Genomic DNA, 22380 nt, shown 5'->3' with positions numbered 1-22380 from the left:
CCCGTGCCCGCCGACCAGCTCACCGATCTGCTCGACCCCGCCCGCTGGGAGCCGCTCCCGCACCCGCCCGCGATGGAGGACCCGCTCCCGGTACGCCGACGCGACCCGCGCACCCTGACGCCCGCCCCCGCGACCGGCAGCGCCCCCGAGGTCCTCTCCCGCGGCGCGGACGGCGTGCTGCTGCGCCTGCGGCACCGGGCACCCCGGGCCCGCGCCGTCGCCCTCCACGCCTCCGGCTGGTGGCGGCCGCAGCCGGCCGACGCCCTCGACCTCGTGCCCGCCGGGGACGGCTGGTGGGAGATCGTGCTCGAGGCGCCCGCGGACTGGCGCGCGAGCTACGGCTTCGTCGAGCACGACGGGCCCGGCGATCCGCCCTGGTGGGAGGCGGGGCTCAAGGCGCCCGGCGCGCCCGTGCACCCCGACGCCCTGTGCGCGCACCGCCACGGCGCGGCCCGCGGCGGCGCCGAGCGCTCCGTGCTCTCCCTCCCCTTCGACGGCCTCTTCCGCGCCGGCCGCGACGACGCCGAGACCCCTGCCGAGGTGCACGAGCTGCCGCTCGGCCCGGACGCTCCCCGCGTGCGCTGGTGGGTCCCGGAGGAGGCGGGGCCCGCGCCGCTGCCGCTGCTCGTCGTCACCGACGGCGCCGAGCACGTGGAGCAGCTGGGCACCCCGGAGCGGCTGCGGCGCGGCGTCGAGGCCGGCGTCCTGCCGCCCCTCGTCGCCGTCTTCGTCGACGCCGGGGAGCATCGCGGCGACGTGCTCGGCGTGCCCGGAGGGCAGGCCGCATGGATCGCCGAGGAGCTCGTCCCGCAGCTGCGCGCCGCAGGCCTCACCGCGCCCGGCGGCCGGCGCCTCGCCCTGACTGACGACCCCGCCCGCACGATCATCACCGGAGCCAGCTACGGCGGCCTCACCGCTCTGTTCACCGCCGCCCGCGCCCCCGGCACGATCGGCATCGCGATCGCGCAGTCCGTCTCCCTGTGGCGCTACCCGCGCGGCGCGCTCGTCGGCCCGCTGCGGGAGGCCGCCGGCCGCGCCCCGCTGCGGCTGCGGCTGCACGCCGGCCGCTTCGAGGGGACCATGTCCGCCGACGCCCGCGCGCTCGCCGACGCCCTCGACGGCTGCGGCGCCGAGGTCACTCTCGACCTGCACAGCGGCGGCCACGACTGGGCCTGGTGGCAGCCGGCGCTGCTCCACGACCTCGCCGCCGAGCTCGGCCGCTGATCCCAGGCACGGTGCCCAGGCGGGCGGTGCATGCTGGGGGCACGGCCCGATCCCGGGCCATCACCTCAGCGAACGGAGCCCCCGCATGACCACCCAGCGAGTCCTCGTCGTCGGCGCGAGCGGCCTGATCGGCGGCGCCGTCGCCGACCTCCTCGAGCAGCGCGGCCACGAGGTCGTGCGCGCCTCCCGCTCCACCGGCGAGCAGGTCGACCTGACCGACGAGGCCTCCGTCGCGGACCTCCTGCGCCGCGTCACCGCCGCCGGGCCCCTCCACGCCGTCGTCGCGGCGACCGGCAAGGTCCCCTTCAAGCCCGCCGCGGAGCTCACCGTCGAGGACTACCGCGCCGGTCTGCTCGACAAGGCGCTCGGCCAGATCGCGCTCGTCGTCCACGGCGCCCCGCTGCTCGCCGAGCGCGGCTCCTTCACGCTGACCAGCGGGATCCTCTCCCACTCCCCCGTCCCCACGGGCGCCGCGGCCTCCGTCGCGAACGGTGCGGTCGAGGGGTTCGTGCGCGCGCACGCGGCGACCCTCCCCGGCGGGGCGCGCATCAACGCGGTCAGCCCGAACGTGCTCGCCGAGGCGGAGGGCTACCACCCGAGCTTCCCCGGGTTCCTGCCCGTCCCCGCGGCCGACGTCGCCGCGACCTACGTGCGCGCCGTCGAGGGCGTCGAAACGGGCCGCGTGCTCGACGTCTGAGCCCGCCGCCGGGCGTGGCGCCGCGCGCTCAGCGGCGCCACAGCTCCCGGGGTTCGCGGCCGGGCCGGAAGCCGAAGGACTCCACCATCGCGGCCGCCTCCGGGAAGCCGTGGGCGAGGGCCGCGGGCACGTGCGCGTCGCTGCCGAAGCTCACGGCGCGCCCGCCCTCCTCGCTCCACCACTGCGGCATCCACGGCCACAGCCGGCGCGTGTTCATCTCGAGCGCGCGGCCGCTGCCCGCGATCGCCCGCATCGCCGCCCGGATCTCCCCCTCGACGCGGCGCGGGTCCACCGGGCCGTGCTCCTCCTCGGGCCAGTAGCGCAGCGCGTAGTCCAGGTGGGTGACGACCTCGAAGGGCTCGTCCCCGGCGACCAGCGCGGGCACCTCCGCGAGGTAGCGGCGCAACACCTCCTCCGGGGGCAGTCGGCGGAACAGGGTGTTCGGCTCCGCGCGCCGGCCCTCGTGCTCGAGCGTGTGCAGGGAGCCGATGATCCGGTCGAACAGGCCCAGGTCCAGCTGCTGCCGCGCCGCCGCGGTGCGCAGGTGCGGCTGACCGAACTCGAGACCCGTGCCGATCCGCAGCTCCGGGAACGCCGCCCGGCAGCGCTCCACGCTCTCGAGGTAGCCGTCCACGTCGAAGCGCGGGACGGCGACGATCCCGTCGGCCCCGAGCAGGTGCTTCTCGTGCTCGTCGAAGTCCTCGTCGTCGCTGAACCAGGCGTCCTCGAGGTCGAGGTGCTCGGTGAAGAACAGCGCCGGGAGGCCGATCCGGACCGCGCGGGCGCAGGTCGCCTCCATCGTCCCGGCGGCGGCGGAGCCGGTACCGCCGGTGTCCCAGGAGAACTCGCTGTGCACGTGGCTGTCGGCGGGGAGGATCATGGCACGAGCCTGCCACGGCGCGGCGGCGCCGACGGGTCGTGTCCGACGTCGGCCTCACGGCGATCCGGGCCGCCGTCGGGCGGGACCCGTCGCCGTCGGCCGACCCGCCGCCGCTCAGCCGCCCGTGGCCAGCGGCTCGCCGTTGCGCAGCACCCGCACGTCCGTGCGCTCGGCGCCGTCGAGGAGGTCCTCGAGCAGGCGCTCCGCGGCCCGTCGGCCCAGCGCCGTCGCGACCCAGAGCGTGGTGCCGTCCGCCAGGCGCACGGGGCGCGCGCGGGCCTCGAGCGGGAGGTCCTCAAGGCGGCTGATCGCCCCGTCGCGCACCACCTGCGCGGAGCCCTCGACCGTCGCGACGATCCGGGCGACCTCCCGCACCGCCCGCACCGCGGGGATCGCATGGCCCGTGAGATCGGCGGGGACGTCGGCCCCGAAGAGCTGGTACGTGACCGTCCGACGGCGCACCGTGACCTTGCCGCGCAGACGGTCGTACCGCCATCGCAGCTGGTCACCGCGTCGCGAGCCGTTGCCGATGCTCGCCGTGCGCTCGATGTACTCCTCGCCGAGCACCGCGAGCAGCTCGTCGTCCAGGCGGCGCACGCGCGTGACCGTCGTCGACGTGTCCATGAGCCGGCGCACCTCCGCACCGTCGATCGCGGAGAGCTCCGCGTCCAGGCCCCGCACCGTGCGCAGCCCGCAGGCCTGCACGAGCTCGAGCGCGAAGGCGACGCCCCGCTCCGAGCCCTCGGAGTCCTCGGGGAAGCGGTGCGCGAGGTACGCGGTGAGCGCCTCGACGTCGAGCAGCTCGACCTCCGGCGCCGTCGTCTCCTCCTCCGCACCGTCCTCCGCGGCATCGGCATGATCGGACTCGGCGGATCCGGCGGGGTTCGCGAGCACCCGGTCGATCGCGACGAAGATCTCGTCGAGTGCGTGCCGGGCATCCGCCGCCGCCCCGAAGAGCTGGTCGATCGTGAGCCGGTCCAGATCGCCGACGGCCTTGTAGCCCTCGCCCTTGTACCGGCGGGAGTGCTCGAACTCCGCCCAGGCGTGCGCGGCGACCGTGCGGATCTGGATCTCGAGCCCGCCGAAGGTGCGGAAGTAGCGGTCGAGGCTCGACCCGCGCGGCGCGACCGGATGCTCGGCGTCCTCCCGCTCCGCGATCGCCACGAGGTGGGTCGAGTCGTAGCCGCGGCGAGAGGGCGAGACCGTGTCCCGCTCGCTCGTGTCCAGATCCTCCGCGAGCTCGAACCGCTCCCTGACCAGCTCCGACGCCCGCTCGCGATCCGTCGCCGAGTACATGATCAGCCGCACCGCGACCGTGTCCGTCACCTGCCGCAGCGGCTCTGTGTAGCCCTTCTGACGGCACTTCTCGACGAACGACTCGTAGCGCTTGGCGCGCGCCGTCACGTCATGGGCGTTGATCGACGCCTCGGAGAGCAGCCCCCGCAGCCCCACCTCGACCTCGTGCGCCGCCTGCGGCAGCCATTCCCAGAGCGAGGCGTCGACCGGCGCCGCGGCCCTGCCCGCCGTGCCGCCGGCGGCGGTGGTGCCGCCGTTGCCGGCAGCGTCGCGGTTGCCGGCCGCGCCGCGATTGCCGCCCGGGCCGTTGACGGCCACCTCGCGGTTGCCGGCCGGGCCGTTGACGGCCGCCTCGCGGTTGCCGTTGCCGGTGGCGCCACCGTTGCCGGCTGCGTCGCGATTGCCGTTGCCGGCCGCGCCGCCGTTCGTCCGTCGTGCCATGCGGTCCCCCCTGTGCGTCTGCGCCCACCCTAGGCCCCCGCCCCGACGTCGCCGCGACGGGGCACGGGACGTCTTCGCGCAGATGTGGCCCGAATCGGGGGCACCTGCGCGATGACGTCCCGTGCGCTCGTGACGGTTGGCGGCGGAGTCAGTCGAGGGGCCCGAGATGCCGGAGCGCCGGCGGCCACGCGTCGTCCCTCCCCACCCCGTCGCCGTCCACATCGTCAACACTCGCCCGGATGCGCCGAGCCACCAGATGATCCCCTCCCTCCATGCTGATCACCGGCGTCACCCATCACCGCGCCCTCCGACCAGGGGCCCACGCGAAGCACCTCACCGCTGCCCTCGACGGCGGCACCGCGCACCGGATCGGGCCCTGGATCGTCGAGGACGGCGCGCCGGCCGATCTCGTCGCCCTGCTGACCATGGGTGTGCGCCCCACCTGCCTCGACGCCGCCTCACTGCACGGCCTCTGGGTGCCCCCTCGGCTCGAGGCGGTGCACGTGTTCCGCCCGCGGGTGGGACGGGGCACCCGCCTGCCCGACGGGACGGTGCCGGCCACGACCGCGATCCCTCTCCGTCGGCGCCAGGGCCAGCCCGTGTCGAAGCTCCAGGAGAAGAGACTGCCGCTGCTGTTCCACGGGCCGGCAGCCCGCGCCTGGCCGGGCACCGATCCGGTGCCGAGCCTGACCCTGGTGCTCGATCATGCCGCGCGGTGCCTGCCCTCGATGGAGGCGGCGATCCTGTTCGAGTCCGCGATCGAACGGCGGCGCCTCACCCTCCGTGATGCGCGTCGGATCGTCGCCGACCTCCCGCACACCCCGCGCCGCACCCTGGCTCGGATCCGTCACGACGCCGGCTCGGGCACGGAGACACGGGTGCGCTGGTGGTGCGAGGCGCAGCGGATCCCGGTGCGAAGCCAGGTCGTGATCCCGGGCGTGGGTCGAGTGGACCTGGTGGTGGGAGAGTCCTGGATCATCGAGTGCGACAGCCGCGAGTTCCACGACTCCGAGGACGCCTACGAGCGCGACCGGGCCCGGGACCTCGCGCTGCGCACTCGCGGATACGTCGTCACCCGGCTCACGTGGAAGCAGGTGTTCCTCGAGTGGGCGGAGACCGAGGCCATGCTGCGCACCGTGCTCCGACGCGGCGATCACCGGCGAAGCCCCGCCGCCTGACTGACGGATCCGCGCGCCGGCACCCGGGCCGGGACGCCGCAGGAGGACGGGACGTCACCGCGCGGATGCGCCCCGAAACGGGGAGACCTGCGCGATGACGTCCAATGGGCCGGCGGGGCCGGGCCGGGCGGGCGAGGTGCCGCGCGGGAACAGGGCATCAGGGGCCGGGGCCGAGCGGTCGGCGACCACATGAGGACGGGACGTCACCGCGCAGATGTGCCCCGAAACGGGGGGACCTGCGCGATGACGTCCCGTGGGCCGACGGGGCCGGGGCCGCGGGCCGTGGGCCGGGCCGACGTGAGCCGACGCGGGCCGGCCGGGCGGTCAGACGGCGGCGGGGACCTCTGCGTCCTCGCGGGCCGCGCGGGCGGCGGCGACGAGGTTGCGCAGGCTGGCCTCGGTCTCCGCGTAGGCACGGGTCTTGAGGCCGCAGTCCGGGTTCACCCAGAGCCGGCGGGCGCCGACCACGGCGCGGGCGCGGCGCAGCTGGTCCACGATCTCCTCGGTGGTGGGCACGCGCGGGGAGTGGATGTCCCACACGCCCGGGCCGATGCCGCGGGGGAAGGCATCCGGGTCCACGGCCTCGAGGATCTCGCCGCGGGAGCGGGCGGACTCGATGGAGGTGACGTCCGCGTCCAGGGCGTTGATCGCGTCGACGACCACGTTGAACTCGGAGTAGCACAGGTGCGTGTGGATCTGCGTGGTGTCCTCGACGCCGGAGGTGGCGAGGCGGAACGAGCGCACCGACCAGTCGAGGTAGGCGGCGTGGTCCGCGCGGCGCAGCGGGAGCAGCTCGCGCAGCGCCGGCTCGTCGACCTGGATGATGCGGATGCCGGCGCTCTCGAGGTCGGCGACCTCGTCGCGCAGGGCGAGGCCCACCTGGTCGGCGGTCTCGCCGAGCGGCTGGTCGTCGCGCACGAAGGACCAGGCGAGGATCGTCACCGGGCCGGTGAGCATGCCCTTGACGGGGTGCGGGGTGAGCGACTGCGCGTAGGTGGCCCAGGGGACGGTGATCGGCGCGGGCCGGGACACGTCGCCGAAGAGGATCGACGGGCGCGTGCAGCGGGAGCCGTAGGACTGCACCCAGCCGTGCTCGCTGACCGCGAAGCCGTCGAGGTTCTCGGCGAAGTACTGCACCATGTCGTTGCGCTCGGGCTCGCCGTGGACGAGGACGTCCAGACCCAGCTCCTCCTGCAGCGTGATGACGCGGGCGATCTCGTCCTTCATCGCCTGCTCGTAGCCGGCGGCGTCGAGCGTGCCGCGGCGGTGGGCGGCGCGGGCGCGGCGCACCTCCGTGACCTGCGGGAAGGAGCCGATGGTGGTGGTGGGCAGGTCCGGGAGGCCGAGGGTCTGGCGCTGCGCCTCCTCGCGCACCACGTGGTCGGTGCGGGTGGAGTCCGCGTCGGTGACGGCGGCGGCGCGCTCGCGCACGGCCTCGTCGCGGACGCCCGCGAAGGTGCGGGGCACGGAGCGGGGGCCGTCCACGGAGCCCGGGGCGACCTGGCCGGCGGCGAGCTCGACGATCTCGGTGATCTTCTCGTCGGCGAAGGCGAGGGTCGCGACGAGCTCGGCGGGGAGGGAGGTCTCCCGGTCGAGGGTGTGCGGCACGTGCTGGAGCGAGACGGAGGAGGAGACGGAGACGTTCTCGCCGTCGCCGCCGGCCTCGGCGATGCGGGAGCGGAGCTCGGCGAGGCGCGCGGCGGCGGTGGGCAGCTCGGTGCGCCACACGGTGCGGCCCTCGACGAGGCCCGCGACGATCCGGGTGGTGCCCACGCCGGCGAGCTGGGCGACGCTCGGCAGGTCACCGCGGGTGAGGTCGAGGTGCACGGCCTCGACGCCCGTGGCGAAGGCGGCGGCGAGCAGGTCGCCGATGCCGCCGTAGGGGGTGGCCAGGAGGATCGCGGGGCGGTCCTCGGAGGCGGCGAGACGGCCGACGGAGCGCTGCAGGGCCTCGGCGAGCTGCGCGGCGTCGAGGCGCTGGTCGGCGGCGAGCACCGGCTCCTCGATCTGGACCCAGGGGGCGCCGGCCTCGCGGAGGGCGGAGAGCAGCTGGGCGTAGACGGCGACGAGCTCGTCGAGGCGGTCCAGGGGGTCGAAGCCCTCGGGGGCATCGTCGGCCGGCTTGGACAGGAGCAGGAGGGTCAGCGGGCCCACGAGCACCGGGCGGGTGCCCTCGCCGTCCTCGAGGCTCTCGCGGAAGAGGTCGACGACCTGCGTGGACGCGACGTGGAGGTCGGTGTCCGGGCCGATCTCGGGGACGAGGTGGTGGTAGTTCGTGTCGAACCACTTGGTCATCTCGAGGGGGCCCTGCTCGGCGGTGCCGCGGGCGAGCTCGAAGTAGCCGTCGGTGCCGACGGTGCCGTCCGCGCCGAGCACGCCGGCGAGGCGGGTGGGGACGATGCCGGTCGCGACGGCGGCGTCGAGGACCTGGTCGTAGAGGGAGAACGACTCGGGTGCGGCGGAGGCGCCGGCGAGGCCCAGCTCGGCGAGGCGGGCGCGGGTCGCGCGGCGCAGGGTGCGGGTGGCCTCGGCGAAGCCGTCCGCGTCGAGCCGGCCGGCCCAGTAGGCCTCCTCGGCCTTCTTCAGCTCGCGGTCGGGGCCGATGCGCGGGTAGCCGATCGGCAGGGCAGCGGGGAGGGCGGGGACGGTGGGGGTCATCGGAGATCTCCTGCGGTGGGTGCGGACCAGCGGTCCAGGTCGAGGGCGTCGAGCACGTCGAGGGCCTCGACATGCCGGTTGAAGGTGAACAGGTGGAGGCCGGGGGCGCCGGCGTCGAGCACGCGCGCCGCGAGACCCGCCGTGTGCGCCACGCCGATGCGGTGGCGCTCGGCGTCGTCCCGGGCGGTCTCGAGGGAGTGGAGCAGCTCGCGGGGCGCCTGCACCCCGGAGAGCTCGGCGAGCCGGGCGAGCCGGCGCGGGTTCGTGGCGGGCACGAAGCCGGGGACGATCGGCAGGCCGATGCCGGCGGTGCGGGCGCGCTCGACGAGAGTCTCGTAGGCGGCCGGGTCGAAGAAGACCTGCGTGATCGCGAAGTCCGCGCCGGCGCGCTCCTTCGCCATGAGCACCTCGAGATCGTGCTGGGCGGTGGGCGACTCGGGGTGGCGGTGCGGGTAGGCGGCGACGCCCACGCTGAGGCGGCCGCCGGCGAGCGCGGCGGTGCGCTCCCGCTCGACGGCGCGGATCAGCTCGACGAGGGGCCGGGCGAAGGGGACCTCGTCGTCGTCGAGCCGGTGCCCCTCGGGCTGGTCGCCGCGCAGGGCGAGCACGCCGCGCACGCCGCGGTCCAGGAGCGCGCCGACGATCGCGGCGAGCTCGGCGCGGGTGGAGCCGATCGAGGTGAGGTGGACGAGGGGGCGCAGGGTGGTCGCGCCGAGGAGGTGCTCGGTCACCTCGAGCACCCGGTCGAGGTTGCCCTGACCGGTCTTCGAGGTCACGGAGACGTAGTCGGGGGCGGTCTGCTCGAGGGCCGCGATCGTGGTGCGCAGGCGCTCGAAGGACACGTCGCTGCGCGCCGGGAACAGCTCGTAGCTGAGCGCGGGCCGGTGGCGCGCGGGCGCGAGGGGCGCGCCGGCGGGCTGCGGGGCCGGGAGGATCGAGGTCGCGGACATGGCGGCGAACCTACGAGGCGCGCGGGCCCCGGGGGAAGGAATGTGACGGCCTGTGCCGAAGGTGGCGCGGTGCGTCGTCGTGTGACGTGCGGGCTCCTTCATGAACTCGCTGGTGACGGGCCCGGACAGTACGACGCGCCGGCCCCCGACGGGGACCGGCGCGTCCTGACCTGCGGCGCGTGGCCGCTCCGGGTCAGCGGTTGTTGAGGTAGGTCTGCAGCGCCTTGGTGGTCGCGTAGGAGGTGCGGAAGTCCCACACGCCGTTCTTCTTCAGGCCCATCTTCTGACGCAGCTTGGCGGTGGTCTCGGAGCCGATCTTGCCGTCCGCCGTCGCACCGACCTTCTTCTGGAGGGCCTTGATGTCCGAGGTCGACAGCGAGCCGTCGGCCTTGACGCCCACCCAGCTCTGCAGGGCGGAGGTGGTCTTCGCACCGAACTTGCCGTCGACGACGAGCGTGCCGGAGGAGCTGGAGGAGCCCCCGGAGGAGGACGAGCCGCTCGAGGAGGAGCCGCCGCCGTTGAGGAACGACTGCAGGGCCCTCACGGTGGACGAGTCGTAGCGGAAGTCGCGGGCGCCGTTGGAGGAGACGCCGATCGCGGCGCGCAGCTTCGCGGTCGTCTTCGCCCCGATCTTGCCGTCGGCGGTGGTGCCGACCTTCTTCTGCAGGACCTTGACGTCCGAGGAGGAGAGCGAGCCGTCCGCCTTCACGCCGATCCAGCGCTGCAGCGCGGAGGCGGTCTTGGGGCCGAACTTGCCGTCGACGGCGAGCGCGCCGGAGACGCTCTCACGATCGTCGTCACGGCTCGCCGAGCCGGAGCCCGAGGACGACCCCGAGGGCTGGGCGTTCGCGTCGGCACCGCCGCTGGAGCGGGTGAGACCGGCCTTCTTGCCGCACACGGGCCAGGCGCCGGGGCCCTGCGCCTGGAGGGTGCGCTTGGCGACGGCGATCTGCTCGGCCTTGGTGGCGAGGTTCGCGGTGGAGGCGTACTCCGTGCCGCCGAAGGCCTTCCAGGTGGACTTCGAGAACTGCACGCCACCGTAGTAGCCGTTGCCGGTGTTGATGGACCAGTTGCCGCCGGACTCGCACTGGGCGACCTTGTCCCACACGGAGTCGTCGGCGCTCGCGATGCCGGCGCCGCCCACGGAGAGGCCGGCGGCGATCACGGCGCCACCGGTCGCGGCCGCGACCTTGGGCGCCACGCGGGCACCGCGGAAGTAGACGGCGCCGCCGTCGGCGCGGTGAGTGTTCGTGGTGGCCATGGGAGGACTCCTCGGGGAAGCGGCTCGGGGAAGCGGGGGAAGGGCGAGCTTTGCCGGGGGATCAGATGCGCGGGCTCATGACCTGCGCGCCTGCGGCGGGCTCCCGTCAAGGGTGCAGGTCACGCACCTCGGGATCCAGGCCTGGTGACCTATTCCGAATCCACACTTTGCCAAACTTTTACCGGTTGAGCGCGGCGCGGCACCATTTCCGCGAATCACAGCGGTGTCATTCTCTGCGGTTTCCCGCGCGAGCTCCCCGCCCGCCGCTCAGCCGCAGACGAGCACCGTCGGCCCCCGCCGCCGCGCCCTCACAGCGCTCCGGGAGCGGACTTCTCGCGGTTGCGGTCGATGATGCTGACCCCCATCGCGGCGAGGGTGAGCACCATGATGATCACGGCGACCATGATGAACGCCTCGAGCCACGAGGTCCCGGACTCCGTGAGGGAGAAGAGGATGCCGGGGATCATCGCGGTGCCGATCGCGGCGCCCACGCGCTGGCCCAGCTGCAGGATGCCGCCGGCGACGCCGCCGTAGCGGGGGTCCACGGCGTTGAGGGTGAGGGTCTGGTTCGGGGAGATCGTCATGCCCTGGCTGACGCCCATGAGGGTGAGCGGCACGGCGAGGAACCAGAACGGCAGCCAGCCCCATTCGACGGGCCCCACGGCGAGGGCGGTGCCGAGCAGGCCGCAGAAGGCGACGGCGAAGCCGATGATCACGAGCCGCCGGCCCATGGCGAGAACGCGACGACCGGCGACCTGGGAGCTGATCGCGGCGGCGATCGAGGAGGGCAGGCCCAGCAGCGAGGCCTCGAAGGCCGTGTGGTGCAGGTGCATCTGCAGGTACAGCGGCACGATGATCCACACGCTCGTCGCGCCCAGGAAGTAGATGGAGACGATGAGGATGCCGTTGCGGAACGGGCGGCTCGCGAAGATCGCCGGGTCGACCATCGGCGGCCGGCCCCGGGAGCGGTAGCGGTGCTCCCACATCCACCACAGGCCCAGCACCACGAGCCCCACGGGGAAGGTCAGCCACACGAGGGCGTTCGCGCCCCGCTCGAGGAACGGGAACATGACGCCGAGGATCGCGAGGGTCAGCAGCGCGGTGCCCACGGGATCGAGGTCCGGCAGCCGCTTCGAGCGCACCGAGTCGCCCGGGATGATGAGGAGCGCGCCGATGATGCCGGCGACGCCGATCGGCAGGTTGATGAAGAACATCCAGCGCCAGCCGGTGTCGTTCCCCAGCAGCTGGATGAGCGCACCGCCCAGCACGGGGCCGAACGCGGTGGCGACGGCGACGGCGGTGCCCAGCAGCGCGAAGGCGCGGGCGCGGTCGTGGCCGCGGAAGTGCTTCTGGATCAGCGCGACCGTCTGCGGGTTCAGCAGGCCGGAGCCGATGCCCTGCAGGATGCGGGACACGTTGAGCACCTCGATGCTCGGCGCGAGCCCGCTGAGCAGGGAGCCCACGGTGAAGATCGCGACGCCCGCGATGAAGATCCGGCGTCGGCCGGTCGCGTCGCCGAGGCGGCCCGCGGGCACGAGCAGCACCGCGAAGGCGAGGGCGTATCCGGAGATGACCCACTGCAGGGCGCCGCTGTCCGCCTCGAAGCTCGTCCCGATCGCGGTGAGCGCGACGTTGATGACGCTCATCGCCACGAGGGCCATGAAGAGCGGGGCGATGAGGACGGCGAGCAGGGCCTTGCGGCGCACCGGAGGGGTCGGCGCGCTGGGATCGGGTATCACCACAGAAGCATAGGCCGGGCGGCGTCGGTCCCGGCAGGCCCCTCCCCCGGTCCCTCGCGCGTCGGACCCGATCGCGTCGAAGGTCGACGAGGTCCGTCCGCAGGTCGGGACCGTCCACAGCGCTCTGTGAGCATGCACCTCGCGGCGGTACCGTCGAGCCGTCCACGTTCGAAGGAGCAGTCATGAGCGTCCCGCCGTCCTCCGGCCCCCAGTGGGATCGGCCCGCCGTCCCCACGCCCTACGGGCAGGGTCCCGCCGCCGGCTCCCCCGGCGCACCCTCCGGTCCGTACGGCCCCGGCGGGCCGGGCAGCTCGTCCGGTCCCGGTGGGCCCGCGGGCCCCGGCGGTCCCCTCGGTCCGGGCGGTCCGACGGGCCCGGGCGGTCCTCCCGGCCCGCAGGGCGGGGGCCGCACCGAGGCCCCGAACCTCATCAACGGCGCGACGACCCACGGGGTCATGGGCCGGCGCGGCATGCGCCACCCGTGGGAGATCCCCATGGTCGTCATCGCGGCCGTGATCTCGGTGCTCACCGTCCTCGCGCTGCTCTCGATCGGGATCATCACGATCTGGCTCGCGGCCCGCGGCGACGACTGGGAGTCCCTGGGCTTCAACCCGCTCGTGGTTCAGATCGCCGCGATCGTGCTGTCGCTGCCGCTGCTGCTGTGGATCCAGCGCGCCCTGATCTACGCCCAGATGCGCGTGTTCGGCGTGCGCATGTCCCCCACCCAGTTCCCCGAGGGGTACCGGATGGTCGCGGAGGCGGCGCAGGAGTTCGGCCTGCGGCGCGTGCCGGACGCGTACGTGCTCGCCGGCAACGGCACGATCAACGCCTTCGCCTCCGGCCACGGGTTCCGCCGCACGGTCGTCGTCTACTCGGACCTGTTCGAGGTGGGCGGCACGGTGCGCGACCCGGAGGCGCTGCGCTTCATCATCGGCCACGAGGTGGGCCACCTGGCCGCCGGCCACGTCTCCTACTTCCGACTGCTGTTCACGCAGCTCGCCTACCAGATCCCCTTCGTGGGCATGGCGCTGTCCCGCTCGCAGGAGTACACGGCGGACAACTACGGCTACCTCCACACGCCCGAGGGCTCGTGGGGCGTGATGGGGGTGCTCGCGGGCGGCAAGTACCTCAACGCCGAGGTCAACGTGCACGAGCTCGCGGATCGCGCCGCGAGCGAGAAGGGCTTCTGGGTGCACCTGACCCAGTGGCAGTCCACGCACCCGGTGAACACCTGGCGCGCGCACGCCCTGCGTGACCGCTCCGCGCCCGGCCGCATGTTCATCCGGCCCGGGAAGCGCCTGTTCGAGGGCCCGCTGCCCGCGGGCTCGACCTTCTCCGGTCCCTACCCGACGCCCTCGGAGGCGCTCGGCATGCTCGCCCAGGCGGATGCCGTCCGTCCTGCGGGCAGCGGGGACCAGTGGGGCCGCTTCGTGGGCGGCGACTACTCCGCGCGTCCCTCGATGCGGCAGATGCAGCAGGCCGCGCCGCTGCTCGCCCGCCGGGTGGGCTCGATCGCTCCGGAGGGCCCGACCGGTCCTGCGGGGCCGACGGCGCCTCCGACCGGGCCCGGCGGGCCGACGGGCGGGCCGACGGGCGGGCCGACGGGAGGCCCTGCCGGTGGCCCGACGGGCGGTCCCTTCGGCGGTCCGTCGAACGGTCCCGCTCCCACCGGCGACGCTCCTACCGGCGGATACGGTGCGGCCCCGGCCGGCGGCTACGGGCAGCCGTCGGCGACCTCCGCCCCCGCGGGCGGCTACGGTCAGCCGTCCGCTCCTGCCGCCCCGGGCGGCGGGTACGGCCAGTCGTCGGCCCCGGCGGCCCCGGAGGACGACTCGATGTACGGCGCCACCCGGATCTCTCGTCCCGGCGAGGGCACGGATCCGTACGGCCAGGGCACTGACCCCTACGGGCAGGCGCGCCCGTCGGACCCGTACACCCAGGGCCCGCAGAACGGTGAGGACCCGTACGGCCAGGGCCCCGGCCCGTCGGCCCCCTCCGGTCCGGCGCCCTACGGCGGCTGAGCACCGGCCCGGATCGGGCACAGCACGACGGTCCCGTCCCTGCATCGGCAGGGGCGGGGCCGTCGGCGTGAGGAGCGGTGCCGGGCGGCGGTCAGCGGAAGAGGCGGCCCAGGATCCGCCGGCGGGGCGCCCGGTAGGGCGGGTAGACGGTGCGCAGGGTGTCCGGTCGCAGCGGCTTGCGGACGATCGGCTTGGCGTGCGTGAACGCCTCGAAGCCGGCCCTCCCGTGGTACGCGCCGTGGCCGGACTCCCCCACCCCGCCGAAGGGCATCGCCGTGGTGCCCAGGTGCGCGAGGGTGAGGCCCAGGGCGAGGGAGCCGGAGGAGGTCTGCTCGGCGAAGCGCTCCTCGACCTCGTGGGACGGGCTGAACACGTACGCCGTCAGCGGCTTCTCGCCGGCGTTGATGCGGGCGATCGCCTCCGCGGGACCCTCGACGGGCAGCAGCGGCAGGATCGGGCCGAAGATCTCCTCCGCCATCACCGGGTCGTCCCAGCTCGCGCCCGCGAGGATCGTGGGGGCGAGGTAGCGCTGGCGGCGGTCCGCGCCGGCGGTGCCGCCCACGACGGCGAGGTCGTCGTCGACGAGGGAGCGCAGGCGGTCGAAGTGCCGCTCGGAGACGATTCGCCCGTAGTCCGCGCTGCGCATGGGGTTGCGGCCGTACATCTCCCGCACCGCCTCCCGCAGCTCGGGGACGAGCGCCTCGAGCGTCGCGGGGGTCGCCATGAGGTAGTCGGGTGCCACGCAGGTCTGGCCCGCGTTGGTGAACTTGCCCCACACGATCCGGCGGGCCGCGGTCGCGAGGTCCGCCCCCTCGTCCACGAACACCGGGGACTTCCCTCCGAGCTCGAGCACGGTCGGGGTGAGGTGCTCGGCGGCGGCGCGCGCGACGATCCGGCCCACCGTCGCGTTGCCGGTGTAGAAGATGATGTCGAAGCGCTCGGCGAGCAGGTGCGTGGTCTCCTCGACGGCGCCCTCGACCACGCGCACCCACGCCGGATCGAGGTGCTCCTCGATGAGGCTGCGGATGACATGGGAGGTGGCGGGGGCCAGCTCGGAGGGCTTCAGCAGCACCGTGTTGCCGCCCGCGATCGCCGCGACCAGCGGGGACAGGGTGAGGTTCACGGGGTAGTTCCAGGGCGCGATGATCAGCGCCGTGCCGAGCGGCTCCCGCACGATGCTGCCGCGCGCGGGGGCGAGCAGGGCCCCCGGGGAGAAGCGCGCGGGGCGGGCCCAGGAGCGCAGGTTCTTCACGGCCATCTGGATCTCCGCGAGGACGGGGCCGATCTCCGTGACCGACGATTCCGTCGCGGACTTGCCGAGATCCGCCGCGAGGGCCCGCTGCAGGTCCCGGCGGCGGGCGCGGATGCCGCGGCGCAGCGCCTCGAGCTCCGTGACCCGGGCGGCGACGGGGCGCGCGAGGCCCTGGGCGGCGGAGGCGCGGAGGGCGGCGACGTCGGCCGTGATGCGGGAGGCGACATCGGCGCGGAGGGCCGGCGCGTGCTGGTCCGGGGAGGTGGCGGGGGCGTCGTCAGCAGGGGTCGACATGTCACCAGCCTAGGCCGCGCCAGGGGGTCGTGGAGGTGGCGATAATGGGGAGGTCGAAGACGAAGGGAACCCGATGAGCATCCTGGTGGCAGCGCCGATCCTGCTGTCGATCATCCTGCTGGTGTCCGGTATCGCGAAGCTCGGTGAGCGCCGCGGCACGCAGGACGCCATGACCTCGCTGCGCCTGCCCGCGCGCGGCACGCACCACCTCGTCGCGGCCGTGCTGCCGGCGGCGGAGATCGTGCTCGCGCTGCTGCTGTGGGTGCCGCTCGTGCCGCTGCAGGTGGTGCTCGCCGTGCTCGCGACGCTGCTGATGGCGGCGTACCTCGTGATCATCGCCCGGGCGCTGACCTTCGAGGAGAAGGTGGAGTGCTCGTGCTTCGGCTCGCTCGCCTCGCCCACGGTGTCGAAGGCGACGCTCGCCCGGAACGTGCTGCTCACCCTCCTCGCCCTCGTGACGGTCACCGCCGCCGCCCGCGGCCAGATCGCCGATGCGCTCGTGCGCGCCCCGCTGTCGCTGCTCACGCTCGTGGTGGTGCTCGTGGTGGCGATGGCGCTCGTGGTGCTCGTGCTCGGCGGGGTGGAGCGCACGGCGGAGCCCGGCGCCTCGCGCGCCCCGACCCCGGCGCCGCACGAGGGCGACCAGCTGGTCACCCCCTCCGGTGAGGCCGATGACGAGGAGCTCGAGGACTACGAGCGCACGGCGATCCCCGCGGCGATCCTGCAGCGTGAGGACGGGGAGCTCGTGTCCCTGCGCCGCCTCGTCTCGACGCGTGCGGCGCTGCTGGTGTTCGCGACGGAGGGCTGCGGGCCCTGCGAGCGGGTGCTCGACGCGATGCCCGGATGGATCGAGACCCTCGAGCCGATCATGCTCGTGAGCGCCGTGTTCGGCCGCCCCGTGGAGAACCTGCGCCCGCGCACCCTCGAGCGGGTGCCCGGCCATGCGCTGCACGATCCGGACTTCACGGCGCGTGAGCAGCTGGGCGGTCGGGGCGCGCCGATGGCGGTGCTGCTGGGGGCCGACGGTCAGCTCGCGGGCGGACCGGTGACGGGCGGCGAGCAGGTCATCTCGTTCGTCGAGGAGATCATCGAGCAGATCGAGGAGGCCCGCGCCGCCGGCGAGCTCGCCGCGGCCGAGCCGTCCTGATCCCTGCCACCCACGACACGACGCGCCCCGCGCCGGTCCTCCTGAGGGAGGCCGACGCGGGGCGCGTCCGTGCGTGCGCCGCTTCTCAGAGGCGGGGCAGGTTCTCGCCGACGGAGCCGCGGGCGAGGGAGAGGTTCAGCAGGTTCAGCGCGCCGAGCAGCTCGATGTGGAGCGCGGCGACGTCGTAGCGGCCGTCCGGCGAGATCGAGGAGTAGGCCGCGGGCTCGACGCCCGAGGAGGCGTTCTGCGCGTTCACCGTGATCCGCAGGACCCCCTCGAGCACCGTGAACAGGGCGGTGAGCACGCTGCCCACGGCGTCGAGCGCCGTGTTGACGACGGCGTTGTCGTTCAGGAGGGTGTCGAGGGTGCCCTGGACGACTCCGCCGATGCTCGCGAGCAGCGGGTTCAGGAGAGCCCCCAGGTTGACGGGAATCCCGAGCAGGACGAAGGTCGCCGTCGCCCCGCCCTCGAGGAACTGCCGCAGCGAGCCCTGGATGAGCAGGCCCGTCGCTCCGAGGCCGGTTACGCTGCCGGCGCGAACGGTGACGGTGATGAGGTCCTTGAGCCGCTCGACGAGCGAGTCCACCCAGGTGTCGAGCAGGGAGGTGACGGCGTCGTTCGGCAGGCCGGCGTCCACGAAGAGCCGCGTGTTCGGGGCGAGCTCGTTGAGCCAGGTCGAGATGTCACCGGTGTAGGCACCGCCCAGCAGGCTCGCGAGGTCGATGAGGATGGTGCCCTCGCCGAGGTCCAGCTGCAGCGCCGCGTTCTCCTCGTCGGGGAGCGGGGAGCCGGTGAGCTGGGTGAGGTCCACGGTCGCGGTGACCTCGAGGGCGCTCTCCCCGAGGGCCGCGAGCAGGCTGCCGAGCAGCGGGACGCCTTCGAGGATGTCCCAGACGGCGGAGGTGCTGACGTCGAGGCCGCCGTCGAGCGCGTCGGTGAGGCCGGAGAGCAGGCCGCCCACCGTGTCGCTCTCCACGAGCAGGCGGAGGTAGGCGAGCAGGTAGTCGCGCTGCACCTCGTCCGCGCTCGCGGTCGCCAGGGTCGGGGCGACGCACAGGGAGTCCATCTCCGCGATGCCCGCGGCGGCGCCCACGTCGAGGGTGAGGTCGCTGATCGAGGCGACGAGCGCGGAGACGCCGCTCAGCCCGGTCGCGTTCTGCAGCAGCGAGTAGAGGTTGATGTGCCCCAGAGCGGGCGGGTTCGCCGAGGAGGTGTCCAGGGTGACCGCGCCGTCGTCGCCCACGGCGCCGGAGGAGCCGATCTCGGCGGTGTTGGTGCCGCCCACGGCCTCGTTGGCGTAGGCGTACTGGCCGACGACGCCCGCGTCCTGACCGGCGACGAGGTCGAGGATCGAGGAGAGGGTGCCGGCGACGCCGCCGAGGTCGATCGTCAGCGCGCTGAGCGCGGTGACGGAGAGCGGGTTCGCGTCGGTGTCCGAGACGGTGCCGTCCGCGCCGGGGGCCGCGGGGTCGAAGGCCTGGGCGTGGACGCCGTTGACCTCGGCGATGGTGTCGAGGTCGATGCCGGCGATGCCGCCGCTCACGAGCATGCCGCGCGACTGCGCGTCGAACAGCGTGCCCTCGGGGAGGCAGGTGGCGGAGACGGCGAGGGCCGGCGCGGACACGGCGGCCGCGGCGACGGGGACGGACCAGGCGGCGCCTCGCATGAGGGCGCGACGGGAGGGGGCGGGCCGGTGCGCGGGGCGCGGCTCGACGGAACGGGGGACGGGCACGAGGACCTCTTCTCACACTGGGGCGCCTCCGGCCTGCGGGCAGGACGGGGGTCGGTCTCGACAACGACGGGACATGCTCCGCAGGCCCTGGGAAGGGACCGGCGCTGGGGGTTCGATGCGGCCGCGACCAGGAGCGTCCTCGTGCCGACCATCTGGTTGGAATGCTGTCACGCGCCCGCGTGGGGTATCCGACATAACGGACAGGTCCGAGATTTCGTCATCCACTTGTGACCTTACCTGTCGGTAGTGGCTCATGCCCTCCCGGCCTGGGACGCAGGGTCGTTCACACGCCGTCACATTCCGTGATCACCGCCGCCCGTCGGCCGTCGTAGCCTGGTCCGCGTGACCCCGCACGCCGCCCCGCCCCGCGCCCGCGCGCTCCCCCGCGTGCTCGTCGTGTGCACCGGCAACGTGTGCCGGTCCCCCTTCGCCGAGCTGCTGCTGCGTTCCCGCGTCCCCGGCCTCGAGATCGCCAGCCGCGGCATCGACGCGCTCGAGGGGAGCCCCATGGAGGGGCAGATGCGCACCCTGCTCGAGGGACGGGACGTGGACGCCTCCGGCTTCCGCGCGCGCCAGGTCGACGCGGCGGATCTCGACGCCGATCTCGTCCTGACGATGTCCGCCCGGCAGCGGGCCTACCTCCTGGACGAGTTCCCGCAGGTCGCCCGGCGCACCGGCCTGCTGGGCGCCGTCCCCACGCTGCAGGGGATGGCGGAGGAGGAGGGTGGGCTCAGCCCGTCACTGATCGCGCAGTGGACCCGACGGCCCGTCACCCGGCAGCACGAGGTGCCGGACCCGTTCCGGCGTCCGCTCGAGGAGGCCCGCGCCACGGCCGATCTCCTGGAGCGGCACGTGGAGTCGCTCGCCGCGCTGCTCAGGCCGTCGGCCCCCGGCTCACCCAGCCCGCGCTGACCAGCTGCTCGATCGCGTCCTCGACGAGCTCACGACTGCGCGGGTGCGGTCCGATCTGCTCGGCCACCTCCGCCTCGAGCTCCCCCGCCTCGAGCCCGCCGGCCTCGCACAGCAGCTGCCAGACCAGGCCCAGCAGGCCCGGCATATGCACCACCTGCCCGGCGGTGAGCACGACGGTGCCGTCGGCGGTGGCGACGGCGTCCGCGAAGGGGACGACCCGCACCTCGCCGGGCCGCGGGGATCCCTGCCCCGCCGCCGCGATGATCGGCATCCAGGGCTCCTCCTCGCCGGGAGGTGCCTGGTCGAGCAGCGTCGTGATCGACTCCGCCTCCCGGTAGCGCAGCGCCAGGGCGCCCCCGCAGCGGGTGAGCAGCTCCGCGATCCGCTGGAGTCCGCCGCCCTCGACGCGCCACAGCGAGGAGGACTGCTCGGCGAGGGCGACGAGCGCCTCGTGCAGCGGGGCCCGCACCGCCGCGTCCTCGGCAGGCTCAGCGGGCTCGACGGCCGACGAGGCCGCCCCGGGGGCGCCTGCTCCGGCGTCCTTCACGCGGCGCAGGAGCAGCACCTGTGCCGGCGCCGCGGCACTCGCCTGCGCGCTCAGGCCCAGGCTCGCGAGCGACAGGTCCCGCTTCCCGAGCCCCGGGGTCCCCGGTTCCACGCGGGAAACGGGCTTGGGGTAGCCGGTGACGGCGAAGGTCTCCGGGTCCAGGATCCCGAGCTCGTCGGAGAGGTACCCCGCGCCGCGGGCGAGCACGCTGGTCGCCGTCGACTTCCCCGCGCCCGACGGCCCCACCAGCAGAAGCGTGCCGTGGCGGGGGTGGTCCACCGCGCCGGCGTGCAGGAGGATCCGGCGGCCGATCAGGTTCTCGATCACACGCCGCGTGATCAGCCCGGAGACCTCGTAGGCGGCGCCGGGACCGGGACGGATCCGGCTCGCTCCCGCGCTCCCCGTCTCCTCCGGGGCGAGGAGCTCGAGGCGCAGCAGGTCGTCCGTCGCCGCACCGCCGGCATCCGCCGGGTCGAGGAGCTGCGGGGCCCAGAGCTCACGCAGCTCGGCGGCGAGCGCGGCATGGCCCTCATGGAGGACGAGCTCGGCCTGCAGCCCGCCGACGGCGAGGCGCAGCGGGGCGGGGTCCGTCATCGGCCCTCCTCGGGAAGGCTCTCGACGAGGCCGGAGAGGACGAGCTGGTCGAGGAACTCCCCGATCGACGCCTCCGCGTCCTCCGGCATCCCCTCGATGCTCGCGTGCAGGTGGGCGGCGATCTGCGCGGGGGTGAGCGCCGCTCCGTCACCGGTGCGACCGCCGTCCTCCCAGGCGCCCAGGGTCTCGAGCACGAGCTCGCCCACGCCGCCCACGTGCACGATCGGACCGTGCGGCAGCGCGCCGATCCACACACCGTCCTCGTCCTGCTCGAGCACGTGAGGCCGCAGCCGGAAACGGGTCACGGGACGCTCGCCTGCGCGAAGCGCCCCGCGCCGCCGGCCCGCAGCACCCCGGCCGTGGCCGGCACGAACACGGCGCGCCCCGCAGGGAGGCGGGAGCGGCCGGAGTCCGTCTGCAGGAGCACCTCCCCCTCGAGGCCCAGCACGATGCGGGGGCCGCCGCCGGGGACGAGGTGCCGGGGCTGGAAGCGGCCCGGGGCGTCCTCGAGGTCCGTGATCGACAGCTCGAAGTCGTCCACCGGCGCGTAGTAGGCGACGCTGCGCGGGGTCTGCCGCTCCGGGGCGACGCGCAGCGGGGGCGCCGCGGCGACGCGCACGCACTGCAGCATCTCCTCGGCGTCGACCTTCTTCGGCGTCAGGCCCGCGCGCAGCACGTTGTCGCTCGCGGCCATGATCTCGAGACCGACGCCGTGCACGTAGGCGTGCAGGATGCCCGCGGGCACGAACATCGCCTCCCCCGGCTGCAGCGTGACGGGGTTCAGCAGCAGCGCGGCGACGACGCCCGCGTCCCCGGGATGGTGCTCGGCGAGGGTGACGACCGTGCGGTCGATGCGCGGGGACGGGGAGGTGCCCGCGTCCAGCCGTGCCCGGCAGGCCTCGACGACCTCGTCCACGGCGGAGGCCGGCGGGCGCATCGAGGCGGCGATGAGCGTCCGGAACGCGGCGCGCATGCCGTGCGCGGTCGGGTTGTCCACGAGCAGCCGGTGCAGGCGGTCGGTGAGCGGGGTGCCGAGACCGTCGAGGATCGCGGCGGCGCGGCGGGGCGTGCGGAACCCGCACAGCGCGGTGAAGCGGGTCAGCGCGACGACCATCTCCGGCTTGTGGTTCGCGTCGCGGTAGTTGCGCAGCGGCGAGTCCAGCGGCAGGCCCGCGGCGGTCTCCGCCGCGAAGGACTCCGCGGCGTGCTCGCGGGTGGGATGCACCTGCAGGGACAGCGGCTGCTCCGGCGCGATGACCTTCAGCAGGTAGGGCAGGGCGTCGCCGAAGCCGTTGCGCACGCCGTCGCCGAGCATCCGGTGCGGGTCCGCGGAGATGATCTCGTCCAGCCGGGCGCCGCCGCCGAGGTGCGAGGGCGCGAGCGGGTGCGCGCCGAACCAGACCTCCGCCCACGGGGTGCCGTCCGCCTCGCGGCCCAGGAACTCCGGCAGCGCGGTCGTGGAGCCCCATGCATAGTGCTGCACGTGCCCGTCGAGCTCCCACATGCCGCGCCCCGGCCTCCTCTCGCTCCCCATGTCGCCCAGTGTGGCGCATCCGC

The 22380-nt window shown here is 74.5% G+C and carries 17 protein-coding genes; 6 read left to right on the top strand and 11 right to left on the bottom strand.

What is annotated here, in order from left to right; all coding sequences use genetic code 11:
• The first annotated feature begins 3 nt into the window (after positions 1-3).
• Entirely contained in the window at positions 4-1224 is a 1221-nt protein-coding gene (locus tag NLU66_RS04500) for an alpha/beta hydrolase (RefSeq protein WP_259361747.1), read from the top strand.
• An 85-nt stretch (positions 1225-1309) separates the two neighbouring features.
• Positions 1310-1921: a short chain dehydrogenase gene (locus NLU66_RS04495; RefSeq protein ID WP_259361746.1), complete on the top strand. Its 612-nt coding sequence runs from the start codon at positions 1310-1312 to the stop codon at positions 1919-1921.
• 28 nt (positions 1922-1949) lie between these two features.
• Here NLU66_RS04495 and NLU66_RS04490 read toward each other — a convergent pair whose 3' ends face one another.
• Positions 1950-2801 (bottom strand): PHP domain-containing protein, encoded by an 852-nt coding sequence (locus NLU66_RS04490; protein WP_259361745.1) that lies wholly within the window; start codon positions 2799-2801, stop codon positions 1950-1952.
• Positions 2802-2915: 114 nt separating this feature from the next.
• Complete coding sequence (locus NLU66_RS04485) at positions 2916-4538, bottom strand: GTP pyrophosphokinase (RefSeq protein WP_259361744.1); 1623 nt, start codon at positions 4536-4538, stop codon at positions 2916-2918.
• Between the two features lie 272 nt (positions 4539-4810).
• On the opposite strand from NLU66_RS04485, the gene NLU66_RS04480 reads away from it, so the two are divergent.
• Entirely contained in the window at positions 4811-5716 is a 906-nt protein-coding gene (locus NLU66_RS04480) for an endonuclease domain-containing protein (protein ID WP_259361743.1), read from the top strand.
• Positions 5717-6040: 324 nt separating this feature from the next.
• On the opposite strand, the gene metE is transcribed toward NLU66_RS04480, so the two are convergent.
• The 4 genes from metE to NLU66_RS04460 form a co-directional block, all read right to left on the bottom strand.
• Positions 6041-8374 (bottom strand): 5-methyltetrahydropteroyltriglutamate--homocysteine S-methyltransferase, encoded by a 2334-nt coding sequence (gene metE, locus NLU66_RS04475; RefSeq protein WP_259361742.1) that lies wholly within the window; start codon positions 8372-8374, stop codon positions 6041-6043.
• Positions 8371-9324 carry a methylenetetrahydrofolate reductase gene (locus NLU66_RS04470; RefSeq protein WP_259361741.1) on the bottom strand — a complete coding sequence of 318 codons (954 nt, stop codon included), beginning with the start codon at positions 9322-9324 and terminating at the stop codon, positions 8371-8373. Before NLU66_RS04470 ends, metE begins: the two co-directional genes overlap by 4 nt.
• Positions 9325-9517: 193 nt before the next feature.
• On the bottom strand, positions 9518-10585 hold the full coding sequence (locus NLU66_RS04465) for a transglycosylase family protein (protein ID WP_259361740.1): 1068 nt from the start codon (positions 10583-10585) through the stop codon (positions 9518-9520).
• A gap of 308 nt (positions 10586-10893) precedes the next feature.
• Positions 10894-12324 (bottom strand): MFS transporter, encoded by a 1431-nt coding sequence (locus tag NLU66_RS04460; RefSeq protein WP_259361739.1) that lies wholly within the window; start codon positions 12322-12324, stop codon positions 10894-10896.
• 182 nt (positions 12325-12506) lie between these two features.
• On the opposite strand from NLU66_RS04460, the gene NLU66_RS04455 reads away from it, so the two are divergent.
• Entirely contained in the window at positions 12507-14345 is a 1839-nt protein-coding gene (locus tag NLU66_RS04455; protein ID WP_259361738.1) for a M48 family metalloprotease, read from the top strand.
• A 91-nt stretch (positions 14346-14436) separates the two neighbouring features.
• Here NLU66_RS04455 and NLU66_RS04450 read toward each other — a convergent pair whose 3' ends face one another.
• Positions 14437-15891, bottom strand: coding sequence for an aldehyde dehydrogenase family protein (locus NLU66_RS04450; protein ID WP_259361737.1), 1455 nt, complete (start codon positions 15889-15891; stop codon positions 14437-14439).
• Between the two features lie 73 nt (positions 15892-15964).
• Between NLU66_RS04450 and NLU66_RS04445 the strand changes: the two genes are divergently transcribed.
• Complete coding sequence (locus NLU66_RS04445; protein WP_259361736.1) at positions 15965-17038, top strand: TlpA family protein disulfide reductase; 1074 nt, start codon at positions 15965-15967, stop codon at positions 17036-17038.
• Positions 17039-17123: 85 nt separating this feature from the next.
• On the opposite strand, the gene NLU66_RS04440 is transcribed toward NLU66_RS04445, so the two are convergent.
• Positions 17124-18770: a choice-of-anchor G family protein gene (locus NLU66_RS04440; RefSeq protein WP_259361735.1), complete on the bottom strand. Its 1647-nt coding sequence runs from the start codon at positions 18768-18770 to the stop codon at positions 17124-17126.
• A gap of 342 nt (positions 18771-19112) precedes the next feature.
• Here NLU66_RS04440 and NLU66_RS04435 point away from each other — a divergent pair, with 342 nt between their 5' ends.
• Positions 19113-19682, top strand: a complete 570-nt coding sequence (locus tag NLU66_RS04435; RefSeq protein ID WP_259361734.1) for a hypothetical protein — start codon at positions 19113-19115, stop codon at positions 19680-19682.
• Here NLU66_RS04435 and NLU66_RS04430 read toward each other — a convergent pair.
• The 3 genes from NLU66_RS04430 to manA are packed head-to-tail and all read right to left on the bottom strand — an operon-like array spanning position 19645 to position 22327.
• Positions 19645-20823, bottom strand: a complete 1179-nt coding sequence (locus NLU66_RS04430) for a hypothetical protein (protein WP_259361733.1) — start codon at positions 20821-20823, stop codon at positions 19645-19647. The two genes, NLU66_RS04435 and NLU66_RS04430, sit on opposite strands and share 38 nt — an antisense overlap.
• Positions 20820-21128: a PqqD family peptide modification chaperone gene (locus NLU66_RS04425; RefSeq protein ID WP_259361732.1), complete on the bottom strand. Its 309-nt coding sequence runs from the start codon at positions 21126-21128 to the stop codon at positions 20820-20822. Before NLU66_RS04425 ends, NLU66_RS04430 begins: the two co-directional genes overlap by 4 nt.
• The gene (gene manA, locus NLU66_RS04420) at positions 21125-22327 is read right to left on the bottom strand and encodes a mannose-6-phosphate isomerase, class I (RefSeq protein ID WP_259361731.1); all 1203 of its coding nucleotides are present in this window, start codon (positions 22325-22327) and stop codon (positions 21125-21127) included. Before manA ends, NLU66_RS04425 begins: the two co-directional genes overlap by 4 nt.
• Positions 22328-22380: the final 53 nt, after the last annotated feature.

This window comes from Brachybacterium sp. NBEC-018, assembly GCF_024860185.1.
In the GTDB taxonomy this organism is placed as follows: Bacteria; Actinomycetota; Actinomycetes; order Actinomycetales; family Dermabacteraceae; genus Brachybacterium; species Brachybacterium rhamnosum.
The sequence above is the reverse complement of the archived record's forward strand: the minus strand, read 5'-3'. Positions and strand labels throughout refer to the sequence as shown.